This window comes from Corallococcus sp. 4LFB (assembly GCF_046520365.1).
Taxonomy (GTDB): Bacteria; Myxococcota; Myxococcia; order Myxococcales; family Myxococcaceae; genus Corallococcus; species Corallococcus caeni.
The window spans coordinates 1-17,121 of the sequence record NZ_JBKGHJ010000145.1 but is presented as its reverse complement, the minus strand read 5'-3'; the positions used below and the strand labels follow the sequence as shown (position 1 = coordinate 17,121).

Sequence of the window (17,121 nt, the reverse complement as noted above, 5' to 3'; positions counted from 1 at the left end):
CCACCGGGGCGGAGGGCGCCACCGGCGTGGGCCGGGGCGTGGGCCTCGGCGAGGGGGTGGGGGCGGCCGAGGACGGAGCCACCGGACTGCCGGGCGTCGAGCCTGGTCGCCGGATGACTTCGACTGCGGGCAGCACCCGCCGTGTCTTCCTGTCGTTCACGGTTGTACGTTACCTGATGCGCGGGGTCCGGGCATGCCCGGGCTCACGGCTGGGGGGATGCTGAAAAGTCCACCTTCCACCCGGACGGCTCCCTCACCATCCGGACCTCGCCCGACCTTCCCGCCGAGCGCACGACCAAGGTCGCCACGTCGCCCTCCTGCCGGAGCAGGGAAACCTCCTGAACATCGGGCGGAACGGGAACATTCGCGAAGAACAGCGCCATCGGCTCCGGCTTCACCATGCCGCCCGAGGCGTCGCTCACCTGCTCGGCCCGCGTCTTCAGGACCTGCTGGGTCGGTTGCGACAGCCCCGCGTAGGCCTTGGGCAGCTCACCGCGCTGCACGTGCCGGTGGAACGTCTGGTAGGCCCCCACGGGGGAGTCCGGCTGGAGCCGGCTGCAGCCGCCCAGGGCGAGGAGGGCGAACAGCAGCCAGGTCGTCGTCGCGAGCGGGCGCATGGAGCCTCCGGTTTAGGTCAAACCGCAGCCGTGGGGAAGCGCGAGGTGCGTCAGGCCGCGTGCTGGTGGACGCGATTGCGCCCCGTCCCCTTGGCTGAATAGAGGCTCGCGTCCGCCGCGCGCAGCAGCGCCTCCGTGCCCGGCAGGTCGTCCGCCGGCACCGTCGCCACGCCCAGCGACGCGGTCAGCTTCACCTCCTGCGACGCTCCGTCCGGCGTCTTCCACGTCAGCTCCAGCCGCTCGATGGCCTCGCGCACCCGCTCGCACGCCCGGAGCGCGTCCTGGGGGGCGGCCTCCGGCAGCAGGGCGATGAACTCCTCGCCGCCGTAGCGGGCCAGCAGGTCCACCTCCCGCAGCGTCGCGCGGGCCGTCTGCGCCACCGCGCGCAGCACCTCGTCCCCGAAGGGGTGGCCGAACGTGTCGTTGATGCGCTTGAAGTGGTCGATGTCCAGCATCACCAGCGACAGGGGGGAGCGGTACCGGCGCGAGCGCATGAACTCCTCGCTCAGCCGCTCCTCGAAGTAGCGCCGGTTGAACAGCCCCGTGAGCGCGTCCGTGCGGCTCAGGGCCAGCAGCTCCTGGCGGCGGCGGTCCAGCTCCCGGTTGGCCCACTCCAGCTCGCGGTTCTTCTCCACGAGCGCGTCCTGCAGCGCCTTGAGCCGCAGCATGGACTTCACGCGCGCGCCCAATTCCAGCATGTCGAAGGGCTTCACCAGGTAGTCGTCCGCGCCCAGCTCCAGCCCCTCCACCTTGCCCGCCGCCTGCCGGGCCGTCATCAGGATGACCGGGATGAAGCCGAAGCCGCCCTCGCCCGCGTTCGCCTTGACGATGCGGCACACCTCCACGCCGCCCAGGCCCGGCATCTCCACGTCCATCACGATGAGGTCGGGCCGCCCGGCGCGGATGGCGGACAGCGCCTGGGCTCCGTCCAGCGCTTCCTTGAACACGTAGCCGTGCGGGGCCAGGCCCTCGCGCACGTGCTTCACCTGCGCCGGATCATCGTCCACGATGAGCACGGTGCGCCCGGAGAAGTCGTTCGCGGGTCCGCTCCGGCGCGCGCCCTCCGCCATCCGCTTCCTTTCGGCTTCCGGCATGAAGCGCCCACCCCCCCAACAGGCTGCGGTCGTGGCCCACGTCGCGAGTATCCCCCGGGGCGGGAACCCCGTGGGTGGATTCTCCCCCGGGTGAAGGGCGCTGCCAAGGGCCTCCGCGGCCTCCCGGAGGGGCCGGTGCCCCCGTGGCGTCCAGGGCCTGACAGGCTCCGGACGGACTACGGCGCGGCTTTCACCAGACGTGCGCGGTAGACGGGTTCTCCGGACGTCAGGTAGCGCCGCTCGCGGGTGGAGGGCACCTCCTCCGGGTCGTACGGGTGGAACACGCCCGCGCCCAGCGGGTTGTGGAAGCCCGCGCCCTCCAGGATTTCCAGCATGGCCACCGCGCGGTCCTGCACGTCGGTGCGCATGTCGAAGCGGCCGCCGGGCTTGAGCAGCCCCAGCATCAGCTTCGCGAAGTCCGGCTGCACGACCGCCCGCTTGGCGTGCGAGCGCTTCCACCACGGATCCGGGAACTGCAGGTGGATGACGTCCAGCGACCCGGGGGCGAAGATGCGCGGCACCACGAAGCGCGCGTCGGATTCGATGACGCGCAGGTTCTTCAGGCCCAGCTTCTCCCCGCGCATCTGCGTGTCGCGCGCGTACTTCTTGCGCCACTCGAAGGCCACGAAGCGCACGCCGGGGTTTCTGCGGCAGTACTCCAGCGCATGGCCTCCCGCGCCGGAGCCGATCTCCAGCTCCAGGGGACCCGTGAACCCGAACTCCGCGTCCCAGTCCGGGGGCGCTTCCAGGGGGACGAACTTGAGGCCGACCGGATCAGGGAGCAGGGCAGGGCGCATGGCGGGGACGGGGGGCCTCTAACCATGGAGCCGCGTGGGTTGGCCAGGGCAAAAGCGCGCGGGGTGGTATAGGGAAGGGCCATGAAGGTCTTCCAGTCCGTGTCCGAGGCGGGCCGCCAGCTTCAGGGGCAGGCCCTCGCGTTGGGCAACTTCGACGGCGTGCACGTGGGCCACCAGGCCCTCTTCGCCGAGGCGCTGCGCCACGCCCCCGCGAACGCGCTCACCTTCCAGCCCCACCCGGGCAAGGTGCTCCAGCCGGACCTGGCGCCCAAGCTCATCACCCTGCTGCCGCGCAAGCTGGAGCTGCTCGCCGCGTGCGGCCTCACCCACGCGGTGGTGCAGCCCTTCAGCCGCGACTACGCGCGCAACACGCCCCAGGACTTCGAGGCCGCCCTCTTCGACAGCCTGGGCGTGGGCCACGTCGTCGTGGGCAGCGACTTCACCTACGGCGCCCAGCGCGCCGGCACCGTCACCACGCTGCGCGAGGCCGCGGGCAGGCGGGGCGCGCAGGTGCACGTCGTGCAGCCGGTGCACGTGGACGGCGTCGTCGCGTCCTCGTCGCGGATCCGCGAGTACATCCTGGAGGGCAGGGTGGGCGCGGCCAGGCGCCTGCTCGGCCGCCCGTTCGGACCTGGACGGCACGGTGGTGTCCGGCGCGGGCCGGGGGCGCACCATCGGCTTTCCCACCGCCAACGTGGACACGCAGAACGAGCTGCGGCCCGCGCCCGGCGTGTACGCCATCCGCGTGCGCCTGCTGGCGGAGGCGGGCGGCCCGTGGCGCCCCGGCGCGGCCAACATCGGCGTGAAGCCCACCTTCGGTGGCACGGAGGTCACCATCGAGGCGCACCTGCTGGACTTCTCCGGCGACCTCTACGGCCAGGAGCTGCGGGTGCAGTTCCTGGAGCGGCTGCGGCCCGAGCAGCGCTTCGGCTCCGCCGCAGAGCTGGTGGGTCAAATCAAACGCGACGTGGAGGCCGCCCGCACCGTGGTGGCCCGCGGCGACGGGTAGGGCCCCCGAGGCTCCGGCGCCGCCTTGACGGCCGTCCCTGCAAAGGCGGCGCCGGACAGCAAGGGAGCACGCCGGGGCGCCTTGACAGGCCGCGCATCGGTTTCCTCTAATCCGGGAGGATCCGTGCCAGGGCTTCAGGCCCCTGTCGCACGGCCTCCTTCCCCCCGCGGGTCCCGCTGACAGCCGGGGCTCTGGCTGTTCCCTCCTCACGCTCAAAGAGGCATCCCAGAAATGTCCGGTCGACTCGGTGAATTGCTGGTGCGCGAGAACCTCATCTCCGTCCAGCAACTCCGCAAGGCGCAGGAGGAGCAGCAGAAGAGTGGCGCGCGCATCGGCACGGCGCTCATCAAGACGGGCGCCATCGAGGAGTCGAAGCTCACCGACTTCCTGTCGAAGCAGTACGGCGTGCCGGCCATCAACCTGAAGGACTTCGACATTGATCCGGACATCATCAAGCTCGTGCCCAAGGAAGTGGCCGAGAAGCACCTGGTGATCCCGGTCAACCGCGCGGGGCCGTCCCTCATCGTGGCCATGTGCGACCCGTCCAACATCTTCGCGGTGGACGACCTGAAGTTCCTCACCGGCTACAACATCGAAGCCGTCGTCGCGTCGGAGATCTCCATCCGCGAGTCCATCGAGCGCTACTACGCGGAGAAGGGCCCCTCGCTGGAGGACATCGTCGGCGACGTGGGCGACGACATCGAGGTCGCCAAGGAGGAGCAGGAGAACCTGGATGAGATGGCCAAGGCCGCGGACGACGCGCCGGTGGTCAAGCTGGTGAACCTCATCCTCATGGACGCCATCAAGAAGCGCGCGTCCGACATCCACATCGAGCCGTACGAGAAGGACTTCCGGGTCCGCTTCCGCATCGACGGCGTGATGTACGAGGTGATGCGCCCGCCCATGAAGCTGCGCAACGCCATCACCAGCCGTCTCAAAATCATGGCGTCGCTGGACATCTCCGAGCGGCGCCTGCCGCAGGACGGCCGCATCAAGATCAAGATCGGCGGCGGCAAGGAGATGGACTTCCGCGTGAGCGTGTGCCCCACGCTCTTCGGCGAGAAGGTCGTGATGCGCTTGCTCGACAAGAGCAACCTGCAGCTGGACATGACCAAGCTGGGCTTCGACGCGCAGCCCCTGGCCTGGTTCAAGGAGGCCATCGACCGGCCCTACGGCATGGTGCTGGTGACGGGCCCCACGGGCTCCGGCAAGACGACGACGCTGTACTCGGCGCTCTCCAGCCTCAACGACGTGGGCACCAACATCTGCACCGCGGAGGACCCGGTGGAGTTCAACTTCGCCGGCATCAACCAGGTGCAGATGCACGAAGACATCGGCCTGAACTTCGCGGCCGGCCTGCGCTCCTTCCTCCGCCAGGACCCCGACATCATCATGATCGGTGAGATCCGCGACTTCGAGACGGCGGAGATCGGCGTGAAGGCGGCGCTCACGGGCCACCTGGTGCTCTCCACGCTGCACACCAACGACGCCCCGGGCACGGTCAGCCGTCTGCTCAACATGGGCATCGAGCCGTTCCTGGTGACGGCGTCGCTCAACCTCATCCTCGCCCAGCGTCTGGCGCGCCGGCTGTGCCCCGCGTGCAAGCGCCCCGCGGAGAAGGTGGACGAGCAGGCCCTCATCGACGCGGGCATCCCGCCGGACAAGATGGGCACCTTCACCATGTACGAGAAGGTCGGCTGCCGCGATTGCAACGACCGCGGCTACCGCGGCCGCGTGGCCATCTACGAGGTCATGCCCTTCTGGGACGGCCTCAAGGAGCTGGTCATCAACGGCGCCTCCGCCGCGGAGCTCAAGCAGGAGGCCATCCGCCTGGGCATGAGCAGCCTGCGCATGAGCGCGCTCAAGAAGCTCATGGACGGCATGACGACGCTCGAAGAGGTCGTGGGCAACACCGCGCCGGACCGCTTCTAGTCACCCCCTTCCTCCACCACTTTTCCCCCGACAGGACACGCATCCGTGGCCAACCTGCACCAGCTCCTCAAGGCGATGGTCGAGAAGGGCTCTTCCGACCTCCACATCACCACCGGCTCGCCGCCGCAGCTGCGCGTGGACGGTGAACTCGTCCCGCTCAAGACGGCGCCGCTCACGCCCGTGGAGACCAAGCAGCTCTGCTACTCCATCCTCACGGACGCCCAGAAGCACAAGTTCGAGGAGGAGAACGAGCTGGACCTGTCGTTCGGCGTGAAGGGCCTGTCACGCTTCCGCGCGAACATCTTCATGCAGCGCGGCGCCGTCGCCGGCGCGTTCCGCACCATTCCGTTCAAGATTTTGACGTTCCAGGAGCTGGGCCTGCCGCCGGTGGTGGCGGAGCTGGTGAAGAAGCCGCGCGGCCTCATCCTGGTGACGGGCCCCACGGGCTCCGGCAAGTCCACCACGCTGGCCTCGATGATCGACAAGATCAACACCGAGCGTCATGAGCACATCATGACCATCGAGGACCCCATCGAGTACCTGCACCCGCACAAGAACTGCCTGGTCAACCAGCGCGAGGTCGGTGCGGACACGCGCAACTTCAAGACGGCCCTCAAGTACATCCTCCGCCAGGACCCGGACGTGGTGCTCGTCGGCGAGCTCCGCGACCTGGAGACCATCGAGGCGGCGCTCACCATCGCGGAGACGGGCCACATCTGCTACGCGACGCTGCACACCAACAGCGCGGTGCAGACCATCAACCGCGTGCTGGACGTGTTCCCGCCGTACCAGCAGCCCCAGGTGCGCGCCCAGCTGTCCTTCGTGCTGGAGGGCGTGATGAGCCAGGCGCTCGTCGCCAAGGCCGGCGCCCCGGGCCGCGTGCTGGCCCTGGAGGTCATGGTGCCCAACCCCGCCATCCGGAACCTCATCCGCGAGGACAAGGTCCACCAGATCTATTCCTCCATGCAGGTGGGCCAGGCGAAGTACGGCATGCAGACGTTCAACCAGGCGCTGGCCGCCCTCCTGGCGCGCCGGCTCATCTCCCAGGACGAGGCCTTCGGGCGCTCCTCCGACCCGGAGGAGCTGCGCAACATCCTCGCCACGGGCGGCGCGCCGGGTGGAGCCCAGCGGCCGGCCGGGGGAGCGGGAGCCCGTTAGTTTTCCGACGTGAATTTCGCGGGTTAGACTCGCGCCCTCCCCGGAGGTCCAGGTTATGGCGGCACCAGCGGTCCAGCAGAAGGCGACAGCGTCCAAGAAGAACACGGCCCAGTTCCTCTGGGAGGCGAAGACCAAGAGCGGGGAGAACAAGAAGGGCGAGATGGAGGCCTCGGACATCGAGGCCGTCAACGCGCGCCTGAAGTCCCTGGGCCTCAATCCGACGAAGGTGCGCAAGAAGGGCGCCCTCGACATGGAGCTGGCCCTGCCCGGCCTGGGGGGCGTGACGGGCAAGGACATCCTCATCTTCACCCGCCAGTTCGCGACGATGATCGACGCGGGCCTGCCGCTGGTGCAGTGTCTGGACATCCTCGCCAGCCAGATGGACAACCCCGCCTTCAAGAAGGTGGTGTTCGCCATCAAGGGCAAGGTGGAGCAGGGCAGCACCTTCGCGGACGCGCTGAAGGAGCACCCGAAGGTCTTCGACGAGCTCTACGTGCAGCTGTGCGCCGCGGGCGAGGTGGGCGGTATCCTCGACACCATCCTCAACCGGCTCGCCGCCTACCGTGAGAAGAACGAGAAGCTCAAGGCCAAGGTCAAGGGCGCCATGACCTACCCGTCGGTGGTCATCCTGGTGGCCATCGGCGTGACGGCGCTCCTGCTGCTCAAGGTGACGCCCGTCTTCGAGAAGATGTTCGCGGACTTCGGCTCGCAGCTGCCGGGCCCCACGCAGGTGGTCGTGGACCTGTCGAAGCTCGCGCAGGCGTACTTCCTCCACGCCGTCGTCGGCATCGCCGCGCTCGTCTTCTCCTTCACCTGGAGCTACCGCCAGCCCCGGGGCCGCAAGTTCTGGGACAAGACCTTCCTCATGCTGCCCCTGTTCGGCGACGTGCTGCGCAAGGTCGCGGTGGCGCGCTTCACGCGCACGCTGGGCACGATGATCTCCTCCGGCGTGCCCATCCTGGACGCGCTGGACGTGACGGCGAAGACGGCCGGCAACCGCACGGTGGAAGAGGCCATCTACTACGTGCGCGGGAAGATCGCCGAGGGCAAGAACATCGCGGGGCCGCTCTTGGAGACCAAGGTGTTCCCGTCCATGGTGGTGCAGATGATTGGCGTCGGTGAGGCGACGGGCGCCATGGACACCATGCTCAACAAGATCGCCGACTTCTACGACGACGAAGTGGACGCGGCCATCGGCGCGCTCACGTCGATGATTGAACCGCTGCTGATGGTGTTCCTCGGCGGCGTGGTGGGTGGCTTCCTCATCGCCATGTACCTGCCCATCTTCAACCTTGCCGGCGCGATCAAGTAGCGCGCGGCAGGGCGGTTCCACGTCGGGCGCGGCCCCGGGCCTGGGGCCCCGCCTGGTGTGGCTGGTGCTGTTCCGCACCGTCGCGGCGAGCCTGTCGCTCGTGGTGACGGTGGCGAGGCTCCTGACGCAGCCCGCGCAGGAGCCAGCCGGGCGGACTCGCTGTCGTTCGCGGTCATCGCGGGCGCCTACGTCCTCACGGTGGTGACGGGCCTGCGGCTGCGCCGGGGCACCGCGGGGCGCCTGGACGCCACGGTGACGGTGGTGGGCGACGTGCTCATCGCCACCGGGCTCGTCTACCTGAGCGGCGGCGCGGACTCGCCGCTGACGTTCCTCTACAGCCTGGCCGTGATTGGCGCGGCGGTGGTGCTGGACTGGCGCGGCGCGCTGGTGGCCGCGGCCGTGTCCACGTTCGCGTTTACGATGCTGCTGCTCATCACCCGGCTCACCACGCCGGCGGACGCGGTGGCGGTGCCCGCGGCGCGCGTGCTCTTCGTGCTGGGCAGCAACGCGCTGGCGCTGGTGCTCATCGCCGTGCTGTCCGGCTACCTGTCGCGCCAGCTGTCCGCGACGGGCGGCGCGCTGTCCCAGAGCGAGGCGGACCTGCGCCGGCTGGGGCGGCTGCAGCAGCTCATCCTGTCCTCCATGCCGTCGGGGCTGGTCACCTGCGACGCCCAGCGGCACGTCACCTTCGTCAACACGGCGGCCCACGCCATCCTCCACGTGGAGGACGACGCCACCGTGGTGGGGCTGCCCCTGGAAAGCCTGCTGCCGGGCGTGTCCACGCTGGCGCCGCGCGCCACCCGCGGCGAGCTGCGGGTGCGGACGCCCGGCGGCAACCGGGTGCTGGGGCTGTCGGTGTCGCCCCTGGAGGGCGAGGCGGGCGCGCTGCTCATCGTCTTCCAGGACCTCACGGAGCTGCGCCGCATGGAGGAGGACCTGAAGCGCACGGACCGGCTGGCCAGCCTGGGCGCGCTGTCCGCGCAGCTGGCGCATGAAATCCGCAACCCGCTCGCGGCCATGCGCGGCTCCGCGCAGCTCCTGGCCCAGGAGCAGCCGCGCGACGCGGTGGTGACCAAGCTCACCGGCATCCTCACGCGGGAGGCGGACCGGCTGGCGCGGCTGGTGGAGGACTTCCTGCGCTTCGCCCGTCCGCCGGAGCCCCAGCGCCGGCCGGTGGCGCTGGACGCGCTCCTGGCGGAGACGGTGGACATGCTGCGCGCGGACCCCCTGGCCCGCGAGGTGCAGATGGAGGTGCGGGCCCCGGAGGCGCTGACGGCGCCGGTGGATCCGGATCAGCTGCGCCAGGTGCTCATCAACCTCCTGCGCAACGGCTTCCAGGCGGCGGGTCCCCGGGGGACCGTCCGGGTGGCGCTGGCGCGGGCGGAGAAGGAGGCGCAGATTCGCGTGTGGGATTCGGCCGGCAGCATCACGGAGGAGATGATGGGACACCTGTTCGAGCCGTTCTTCACCACCCGCAGCGGCGGCACCGGCCTGGGGCTGTCCACCGCGCACTCCATCATCCGCGCGCACGGCGGCAGCATCCGCGTGACGTCCCACCCGGCCGAAGGCACCGAGTTCCTCGTGGGGCTGCCCCTGTGACGGCGCTCCCCCACGAAGGCGGCCCGCGAGGCCACGTGCTGGTGGTGGACGACGAGCTGTCCATGCGCGAGTACCTGGAGATATTGCTCGTGCGCGAGGGCTACGCGGTGACGAGCGTGCCCGGCGTGGGGCCCGCCCGCGCGGTGCTGGAGAAGGACCAGGTGGACCTGGTCATCTCCGACATGAAGCTGGGCCCGGCGGGCAGCGGCCTGGACGTGCTCCGGACGGCGCGCTCGCGCAAGGAGCCGCCGGAGGTGGTGCTCATCACCGCCTTCGGCACGCCGTCCTCCGCGGTGGAGGCCATGCGCGAGGGCGCGTACGACTACATCTGCAAGCCCTTCGACAACGAGGAGCTGCGGCTGCTGGTGCACAAGGCGCTGGAGAAGCGCGCCCTGCGCCAGGAGAACAGCACGCTGAAGGCGCGGCTGCTCCCCGGGCTGGGCGGGCTGCTCGTGGGGACCAGCCCCCGCATGCGCGCGCTGTGGCAGCTGGTGGAGAAGGTGGCGCCGGGGCGCAGCACGGTGCTGGTGACGGGGGAGAGCGGCACCGGCAAGGAGCTGGTGGCCAGGGCCGTCCACCTGCGGGGCCACCGCGCCGCGCAGCCCTTCCTGCCCTTCAACTGCGCGGCCCTCAACGAGGGCGTGCTGGAGAGCGAGCTCTTCGGCCACATGCGCGGCGCCTTCACCGGCGCCACGCACGAGCGGCCGGGCCTGCTCGTCTCCGCGGGCGAGGGCACGGTGATGCTGGACGAGGTGGGGGAGATGCCCCTCTCCACGCAGGTGAAGCTGTTGCGCGTGCTGCAGGAGCGCAAGGTGAAGCCGGTGGGCAGCGCGGCGGAGATTCCCTTCCAGGCGCGCGTCATCGCGGCCACCAACCGCCGGCTGGAGGCGGAGGTGAAGGCGGGCCGCTTCCGCGAGGACCTCTTCTACCGGCTCAACGTCATCACCCTGGAGCTGCCCCCGTTGCGCGAGCGCTCGGAGGACATCCCGCCCCTGGCGACGCACTTCCTGTCGCGGCTGGCGGAGGAGCTGGGGCGCCCGGGGCTGCGCTTCGCGCCGGAGACGCTGGCGCTGATGGAGCGCTACGCCTTCCCGGGCAACGTGCGCCAGCTGCAGAACATGGTGGAGCGCGCGGCCACGCTGTCGGACTCGGACGTGCTGGGGCCCACGACGCTGCCGCCCTCCGTGCGCGGCGAGGCGGAGCCCCAGGCCCGCGCGGGCGACGGGGGCGAGCCGGTGCTGGGCCAGGGCTTCAACCTGGAGCGGCACCTGGACGACCACGAGCGCCGGCACCTGCTGGCCGCGCTCAAGCAGGCGCAAGGCGTGAAGACGCGCGCCGCGGAGCTCCTGGCCCGGAACAGTGGCAGCTCCTCAAGCAGGTCGTGGAGGAGCGCAAGCCGGACTCCATCGCCATCAACGTGTCCCCCGCCATCGCCTTCGCGGACGGCCTCACCCACGGCGAATACGAGGGCATGACCCAGGCCCTGGGCCCCACCTGGGTGAAGCGCCTCAAGCCCGCCGGCGGCCTGCCCCTGGACGTGCTCGGCTGGAGGAGCGCCGACGAGGTCCGCTTCTACGCCGACCTCCAGAAGTACGCCTGGAGCCTCATCCAGACCGCCTTCTCCAGCGCCGTCATCACCCCCGGCACCACCACCACCCAGGACGTGGAGTGGTGGATGCGCCAGCGGCTGGCCGACGAAGGCCTGGACACCTGGTTCCAGCCGGACGTGGACGTGCAGCGCCAGGGCGCCACCGACGAACAGCTGGGCGACAACCCCGTCATCCAGCGCGGCGACGTGCTCCACTGCGACTTCGGCGTCACCGCGCTCCGCCTCAACACGGACACCCAGCACATGGGCTACGTGCTGCGCGACGGGGAGACGGACGCCCCCGCGGGCCTCAAGGCCGCGCTCCGGGCGTCCAACCGGCTCCAGGACATCGTCACCGGTGAAATCAAGCCGGGCCGCACCGGCAACGAGGTCCTGCGCGCCGCGCTCGCGAAGATGAAGGCGGAGGGCCTCGACGGCAGCGTGTACTCCCACCCCATTGGCCTGCACGGCCACGGCGCGGGCCCCATGATTGGCATGTGGGACCGCCAGGAGGGCGTGCCCGGCAACGGCGAGCACAAGGTGATGCCCAACTCCTGGTTCTCCATCGAGCTGCAGGCCACCAGCCCCGTGCCGGAATGGAAGGGCCAGCCCGTGCGCTCCGCCCAGGAGGAGGACGTCGTGGTGGACGCGGAAGGCGCCGTGCACTGGGCCTTCCAGCGTCAGACGTCCTTCCACCTGGTGCGCTAAAGGCCTACTTCGCCGCGCCCGTCATGGACTTGAGCAGCGTCACCAGCGCCTGCTTCTCCTCGCTGCTCAGGTCCAGCTTGACGATGGTCTCCGTGCGCACGCCGGCGAAGGTGCCGTCCGGGTCGCCGCCCTTGTTATAGAACTCGACCACGTCCTCCAGCGTCTTCTCCGCGCCGGTGTGCATGTACGGCGCGCTCAGCGCCACGTTGCGCAGGGTCGGCGTGCGGAACGCGCCCTCCACCTCCGTGGGCTTCGCCTGCGCCTGCGCCTTGAGCGTGGGCAGCCGCGCCGCGTCCGTGCCGCCGGGCGCGTCGCTGTAGCTGCCCGCGGCGTTGAGCGGCCACGCCAGCAGCGCGTCCACCGCGTCCGCCTGCCCGCGCCGCCCCGGGCCGGAGTCCTTGAGCCCCAGGTTGTGGAACTTGTCGTCCGTCAGCGCGCGGCCCTTGTGGCACACCACGCACTGGCCCTTGCGCACGAACGTCTTCAGGCCCAGGTACGCCGGGTCCTGCTCCTGCGTGCCCGCCTCCACCGCCTGGAGGAAGCGCCGCACGTCCGCGTCGAAGGGCGCGTCGGTGCGGTTGAGCGTGCGCTGGTACGCCGCCAGCACCTTGCCCACGTTCGTCATCAGCCGGTCCGGGTCGGACTCGTCCGCGGGCGCCTTGCCGAACAGCTGCGTGTACGCCGCCGTGTACGAGGGCTCCGCGCTCAGCCGCGTGCGCACCACCGTCGCGTCCGAGTCCATCTCGATGGGGTTCATCAGCGGCAGCACCGCCTGCGACCAGAGCCGGTCCGCCCGCCCGTCCCACATGAACCAGCGGCTGTAGCCGATGTTGAGGAGGCTGGGCGGGTTGCGCTCGGACTGGTGGCCTCCGCAGCCCTCCGCCGTCGCCGTCTCCACCGTGTAGGACTCCCCGGTGTGGCAGCTCTTGCAGGACACCGTCCCGCAGCGCGACAGCCCCGGGTCCTCGAACAGCCGCTGGCCCAGCGCCGCCGCGTCCGCGTTGTCACCCCACTTATTGGTGGGGTCCACCTCCGGCTTCGCGCTCTGCGTGTGCAGGGCGCTCAGCTCATCCAGTTCGTCGTCGGTGGGGAAGGGCACTTCGGATTCGCAGCCGGCCCCCAGCAGGGCCAGGGCGAGCACGGCGGTACGCGGACGGAGACCATTCATGGGCCGGCGCAGCTTCGCGCCCTTGTGTTCAGCAATCAATGGTCCCTGTCTCCCCGCCGGGCATGCGGCCATCCACGCACGAAGGCCGGGGCCCCCTGGGAGCACCCGGCCTTCACGCCGTGAGGCACTTCAACAGGACTACAGGAGCGCTACTCGCAGGCCAGCTTGAAGCTCACCACCGGCGCCGCGAACTTGGCGATCTTCATCTTCGTGGGGCCCGGGGTGACGGTGGGCGCCGCGCCGTTGGCGCACTTGAGGCTCGCGTCCACCACCAGCTCCACGTTCAGGTCCGTGTCCTCGGGCAGCCCGCCCACGTTGTAGCTGCAGCGGTTGTTGCGGCTCTGCTTCACCTCGCCCCAGCCCAGGGCGGCGGAGTTGCCCTCCGTCACCTTCACCCGCACCGACGAGCACGGGTCACCCTGCAGGCCCGTCGCGGGGTACGCGACGCTGCCCGTGACCGTGGCGTTGCCCGCACGACCCGCGGCCGCCGCGCCACTCGAAGAGGCGCAACCCGTAGCGGCAACGACGAGGGCGGCAACAGCAATTCGCAACATGGAGATCCTCAATTCAAGAATGAAAGGGTTTTTTGCGCCAGGTTGGCCGCCTTCCCGGCAGCCATCGGCGCGCGCCACGTACAATCCCGGCGCGCCTTCATTCCACGCAGAAGTGAGTTCTCCATTTCGTCACGCGGAGCATTTTTCCACTCGCCGACATCCGCGCTCCGCGTCCGGGCCGCGCCTCCCAGCTTTTGAGAAACGCGCGCCTCACTGCAGCCGCTGCAAGGCGTCACGCGCGCGCACCAGGCCATGGCCGAAGATGAAGTCGCGGCCCGGGGTGCCCAGGTCGCGCGCGGAGGACTCCAGGGTCTCGCGCACCTGCTGGGGCGTGAGCTCCGGGCGGGCGCTCCACAGGAGCGCGGCCACGCCGCTCACGTAGGGCGCGGCCATGGAGGTGCCGGACACGTGGGTGTAGTCCACCGGCAGGAGGGACAGCCGCGCGTCCGCGCCCAGCCGCTGGCGCAGCATGGTGCTGGCGGCCTGGTTGACGCTGACGGCCGGGGCCCAGTGGCCGCTGCGGGGCAGGGAGAGGATGTCCACCGCGCCGCCCGCGGGGGCGTCCTCGGAGCCGAAGATGACGGCGCGCGCGCCTGCCGCATCACGTTGGCCATGGCCTGATCCACGGGCACCGCGCCCGGCCGCACGTAGGCGACGAAGCCGTCGCAGGTGGCGTCCAGGCACGCGTCCAGGGAGTCCCCCAGGCCGCAGTCCACCAGCCGCCCGGAGGTGTCACCCGTGGGCGAATACAGGAGCGAGCGCGACAGGGGAGACGCGTCCTCCACGGACATCTCCGCGAAGGCGCCCAGCCCCCGGGGGAAGGTGGACAGCACGTCCACGCCGGGCGCCACGAGCGACAGCTCCGGGCCCGCGTTGGAGAAGCTCGCGCGCCGCTCGCGCGAGTCCACCGCGCCCACCGCGAGCACGGACGGGTCGGACGCCGGGTACAGCACCGGGCCGCCCTGGTTGCCCGCGGCCGCCACCACCAGCAGGCCGTGGTCCAGCAGCGCCTCGAACGCCTCCACCGTGCTGCGCGTGGCGGTGCCGCCGCCCAGCGACAGCGACACGACGCGCGCGCCCTGGGACTCGCACCACTCCATGGCGGAGAGCACCACGCTCATCTGCGTGTGCCCCTGCAGGTCCAGCACGCGCACGATGAGCAGCGACGCGTTGGGCGCCACGCCCACCATGCCGCCGGGGCTGCCCCGGGGGCCGGTGACGCCGCCCTGGCCCATGCGCGCCGCGACGATGCCCGCCACGTGCGTGCCGTGGCCCTGGACCCACTGGCCCTGGCCGCCGCGGTCGTTCGCGTCGTCGTCGTTGTCCAGGAAGTCGTGGCTGGCCGCCACGGCGCCCTTGAACTCCGGGTGCTCCAGGTCCAGCCCGCTGTCGATGATGCACACCTTCACGCCCTGGCCCGTGGGCGCGCCCTCGTCCAGCACGCCGTCCCCGTTCGCGTCCCACACCTCCGGGGCCTGCACCAGGCGCAGCCCCTCCGTGTACTCGTCGGTGGGCGTGAGGTCGGCGGCCGCCACCTGGCGCGGCGACGGCGCGGGCGCCAGGCCCTGGGCGCTCCAGAGCTGGTCCACCTCGATGCTCTCCACCAGGTCGCTGCGCTCCAGCAGGAAGCGCTCCGTGGGCGACACGCGCGCGGCCACGGCGGGGATGTTGCGGTAGACGGCGCTCACCTTCGCGCCGGTGCTCGCGGTGAAGCTGGCGCCGGAGGCGGTGACGGCCGCGGCGTGGGTGGAGTCTCCCCGGCGGAAGCGGATGATGACCGGGTCGCGCCCGTCGTCCTGCGTCCGGGAGGGCTGCGTTCCGTCCAGTCCCTGGCGGGCGGACGTCTCCCCCACGACGCCTCCGGCGAGGACACCCGGGCACACCTGGCCCTGCGCGGAGGCGCGCGTGGACGACTCCGGCGCACATGCGACCAGCGCCAGCAACCCGACGAAACCCCAACGCTTCATGACGCGGCTCCTTCCAAGCAGGACACCCCTCCCGAGGGCGGCCCCCCGCATGGCGGAGGACCGGGAGGAGCCCGCCCCCCTCACCTGGGATGGAAGCGGTGTGCTGCTCTGAGGGAACGCATCCCCAACCGAACGCGCATCGGCTCCTGACCCGGGGAACGGCCTGGACGTGCGCGGGTGCACAACAGACCTGTCGTCAGGCGGAACACGGGCTCGGGAATTCCGTTGGCCCCGGGACTTTCTCTTTTTCGCGCCCGCGGGGTCTGGAGGCAGGGAAGGAAGGGGAGGCGCGGGGTTCGCGGCTTGATTCCATGGGGGAGTCCGTGCTGCGCTCCGGAGCGCCAAGCCATGAGCACCGCACCCACAGAGTCCCCCCGTTTCTTCGGGCGCTACGAGCTCGTCCACCTCCTGGGCCAGGGCGGCATGGGAGAGGTGTACCTGGCGAAGCTGTCCGGGGCGGCGGGCTTCGAGAAGCCCTGCATCGTGAAGACCATCCTGCCGGGGCTGGTGAAGGACCGGCAGTTCCTGGACCGGTTCCACCACGAGGCCAAGGTGCTGGTGCACCTGGTCCACTCCTCCATCGCCCAGGTGTACGACATGGGCGAGGCGGACGGCACCTACTACATGGCCCTGGAGTACGTGGCGGGCGTGGACCTGGGGTACCTCTTGGAGCAGGCCCGGGTGCAGGGGCGGGCGGTGCCCACGCCGGTGGCGCTCTACGTCGGCCAGCGCATGGCGGAGGGCCTGGGGTACGCGCACCGCAAGACGGGCACGGACGGCGAGCCCCTGGGCATCGTCCACCGCGACGTGTCCCCGCACAACGTGATGGTGTCGTACGAGGGCGAGGTGAAGGTCATCGACTTCGGCCTCGCGAAGTCCACCGCGCGCAGCAAGTACACGCTGCCGTCCACGGTGATGGGCAAGCTGGGCTACATGTCGCCGGAGCAGGTCCGCGCGGAGCCGCTGGATCACCGCAGCGACATCTACTCCTGCGCGGTGGTGGTGTGGGAGATGCTGGCGGGCCGTGGGCTGGTTCCCCACGGCACCGTGGGCGAGATGATGGCGGCCATGTCGCACCCGGTGGTGCCGCCGCTGACGGACTTCCGTCCGGACGTGGAGCCGTCGCTGGAGGCGGTGCTGCGCCGCGCGCTCGCGCCGGCTCCGGCGGACCGGTACGCGCGGGCGGACGACTTCGCGCGGGCGCTCAACGCGGAGCTCTTGCGCTCGGGCACCCCCATGGGGGCGGAGGAGGTGGGCGAGTTCGTCCGCACTCTCTGCCCGGAGGCCTTCGCCGAGCAGCGCAAGCTGACGTCCGGCGTGCACGGCGAGCGGCGCACGCCGTCCCCGGCGCCCCGGAGCGGTTCCGGCACGGCGCTGTATAGCGGCTCTGGATCCGGGAGCAACGCGGCCCCGGACGAAGCGGCCTTCGGGGCCACGGCGCTGCGGACCCTGGAGGACCCGTCAGGGAACAGGCCCAACACCGGGCGCATCGACGTGGACGGACCGGCGATGGGGCCCGGGGGCACGTTCGTGTCCCATCCGTCGGCGGGGCTGGCGGAGGGGCCGGGCTCTGGAGGCGTGCGGGGCACGCCGGGCTCTGGGGGCGTGCGGGGCGCCG

The 17,121-nt window shown here is 70.8% G+C and carries 13 protein-coding genes and 2 pseudogenes; 8 read left to right on the top strand and 7 right to left on the bottom strand.

All coding sequences use genetic code 11. The features are described 5' to 3' along the window. Positions 1-203: 203 nt before the first annotated feature. The 3 genes from ACLEQD_RS17585 to trmB form a co-directional block, all read right to left on the bottom strand. The gene (locus ACLEQD_RS17585) at positions 204-617 is read right to left on the bottom strand and encodes a hypothetical protein (RefSeq protein WP_410385438.1); all 414 of its coding nucleotides are present in this window, start codon (positions 615-617) and stop codon (positions 204-206) included. 50 nt (positions 618-667) lie between these two features. After that, the gene (locus ACLEQD_RS17580; RefSeq protein WP_410385436.1) at positions 668-1,711 is read right to left on the bottom strand and encodes a diguanylate cyclase; all 1,044 of its coding nucleotides are present in this window, start codon (positions 1,709-1,711) and stop codon (positions 668-670) included. Between the two features lie 176 nt (positions 1,712-1,887). After that, positions 1,888-2,508: a tRNA (guanine(46)-N(7))-methyltransferase TrmB gene (gene trmB, locus ACLEQD_RS17575; RefSeq protein WP_410385435.1), complete on the bottom strand. Its 621-nt coding sequence runs from the start codon at positions 2,506-2,508 to the stop codon at positions 1,888-1,890. An 81-nt stretch (positions 2,509-2,589) separates the two neighbouring features. Here trmB and ACLEQD_RS17570 point away from each other — a divergent pair. The 7 genes and pseudogenes from ACLEQD_RS17570 (at position 2,590) to ACLEQD_RS17540 (ending at position 11,814) form a co-directional block, all read left to right on the top strand. After that, positions 2,590-3,517: pseudogene (locus tag ACLEQD_RS17570) on the top strand (bifunctional riboflavin kinase/FAD synthetase). Positions 3,518-3,748: 231 nt separating this feature from the next. Next, a complete protein-coding gene (pilB, locus tag ACLEQD_RS17565; RefSeq protein ID WP_410385433.1) occupies positions 3,749-5,449 on the top strand; it encodes a type IV-A pilus assembly ATPase PilB in 1,701 nt (566 codons plus the stop codon). A gap of 45 nt (positions 5,450-5,494) precedes the next feature. Then, positions 5,495-6,607, top strand: coding sequence for a type IV pilus twitching motility protein PilT (locus ACLEQD_RS17560; RefSeq protein WP_410385431.1), 1,113 nt, complete (start codon positions 5,495-5,497; stop codon positions 6,605-6,607). Between the two features lie 55 nt (positions 6,608-6,662). Further along, on the top strand, positions 6,663-7,919 hold the full coding sequence (locus ACLEQD_RS17555; protein ID WP_410385430.1) for a type II secretion system F family protein: 1,257 nt from the start codon (positions 6,663-6,665) through the stop codon (positions 7,917-7,919). A gap of 61 nt (positions 7,920-7,980) precedes the next feature. Continuing rightward, positions 7,981-9,518, top strand: a pseudogene (locus tag ACLEQD_RS17550) (two-component system sensor histidine kinase NtrB). Beyond that, the gene (locus tag ACLEQD_RS17545) at positions 9,515-10,993 is read left to right on the top strand and encodes a sigma-54-dependent transcriptional regulator (RefSeq protein ID WP_410385428.1); all 1,479 of its coding nucleotides are present in this window, start codon (positions 9,515-9,517) and stop codon (positions 10,991-10,993) included. Before ACLEQD_RS17550 ends, ACLEQD_RS17545 begins: the two are co-directional and overlap by 4 nt. Beyond that, positions 10,900-11,814 (top strand): M24 family metallopeptidase, encoded by a 915-nt coding sequence (locus tag ACLEQD_RS17540; protein ID WP_410385426.1) that lies wholly within the window; start codon positions 10,900-10,902, stop codon positions 11,812-11,814. The genes ACLEQD_RS17545 and ACLEQD_RS17540 overlap by 94 nt, the downstream gene beginning before the upstream one ends. A gap of 4 nt (positions 11,815-11,818) precedes the next feature. Here ACLEQD_RS17540 and ACLEQD_RS17535 read toward each other — a convergent pair whose 3' ends face one another. The 4 genes from ACLEQD_RS17535 to ACLEQD_RS17520 all read right to left on the bottom strand — a co-directional run bounded on the left by ACLEQD_RS17535 (position 11,819) and on the right by ACLEQD_RS17520 (position 15,503). Next, complete coding sequence (locus tag ACLEQD_RS17535) at positions 11,819-12,982, bottom strand: cytochrome-c peroxidase (RefSeq protein ID WP_410385424.1); 1,164 nt, start codon at positions 12,980-12,982, stop codon at positions 11,819-11,821. Positions 12,983-13,131: 149 nt separating this feature from the next. Then, positions 13,132-13,536, bottom strand: a complete 405-nt coding sequence (locus ACLEQD_RS17530; protein ID WP_410385422.1) for a hypothetical protein — start codon at positions 13,534-13,536, stop codon at positions 13,132-13,134. Between the two features lie 210 nt (positions 13,537-13,746). Next, the gene (locus ACLEQD_RS17525) at positions 13,747-13,944 is read right to left on the bottom strand and encodes a S8 family serine peptidase (RefSeq protein ID WP_410385420.1); all 198 of its coding nucleotides are present in this window, start codon (positions 13,942-13,944) and stop codon (positions 13,747-13,749) included. After that, on the bottom strand, positions 13,911-15,503 hold the full coding sequence (locus tag ACLEQD_RS17520) for a S8 family serine peptidase (protein ID WP_410385418.1): 1,593 nt from the start codon (positions 15,501-15,503) through the stop codon (positions 13,911-13,913). The genes ACLEQD_RS17525 and ACLEQD_RS17520 overlap by 34 nt, the downstream gene beginning before the upstream one ends. A gap of 348 nt (positions 15,504-15,851) precedes the next feature. Between ACLEQD_RS17520 and ACLEQD_RS17515 the strand changes: the two genes are divergently transcribed. Beyond that, on the top strand, positions 15,852-17,121 hold a 1,270-nt coding region (locus tag ACLEQD_RS17515; protein WP_410385417.1), incomplete at its 3' end, for a serine/threonine protein kinase.

Excerpts from the sequence above, each read along its gene's own strand:
- ACLEQD_RS17585 (WP_410385438.1), bottom strand. The coding sequence starts at position 617 with ATGCGCCCGCTCGCGACGACGACCTGGCTGCTGTTCGCCCTCCTCGCC.
- ACLEQD_RS17580 (WP_410385436.1), bottom strand. The coding sequence starts at position 1,711 with ATGCCGGAAGCCGAAAGGAAGCGGATGGCGGAGGGCGCGCGCCGGAGC.
- trmB (WP_410385435.1), bottom strand. The coding sequence starts at position 2,508 with ATGCGCCCTGCCCTGCTCCCTGATCCGGTCGGCCTCAAGTTCGTCCCC.
- pilB (WP_410385433.1), top strand. The coding sequence starts at position 3,749 with ATGTCCGGTCGACTCGGTGAATTGCTGGTGCGCGAGAACCTCATCTCC.
- ACLEQD_RS17555 (WP_410385430.1), top strand. The coding sequence starts at position 6,663 with ATGGCGGCACCAGCGGTCCAGCAGAAGGCGACAGCGTCCAAGAAGAAC.
- ACLEQD_RS17535 (WP_410385424.1), bottom strand. The coding sequence starts at position 12,982 with ATGAATGGTCTCCGTCCGCGTACCGCCGTGCTCGCCCTGGCCCTGCTG.
- ACLEQD_RS17530 (WP_410385422.1), bottom strand. The coding sequence starts at position 13,536 with ATGTTGCGAATTGCTGTTGCCGCCCTCGTCGTTGCCGCTACGGGTTGC.
- ACLEQD_RS17520 (WP_410385418.1), bottom strand. The coding sequence starts at position 15,503 with ATGAAGCGTTGGGGTTTCGTCGGGTTGCTGGCGCTGGTCGCATGTGCG.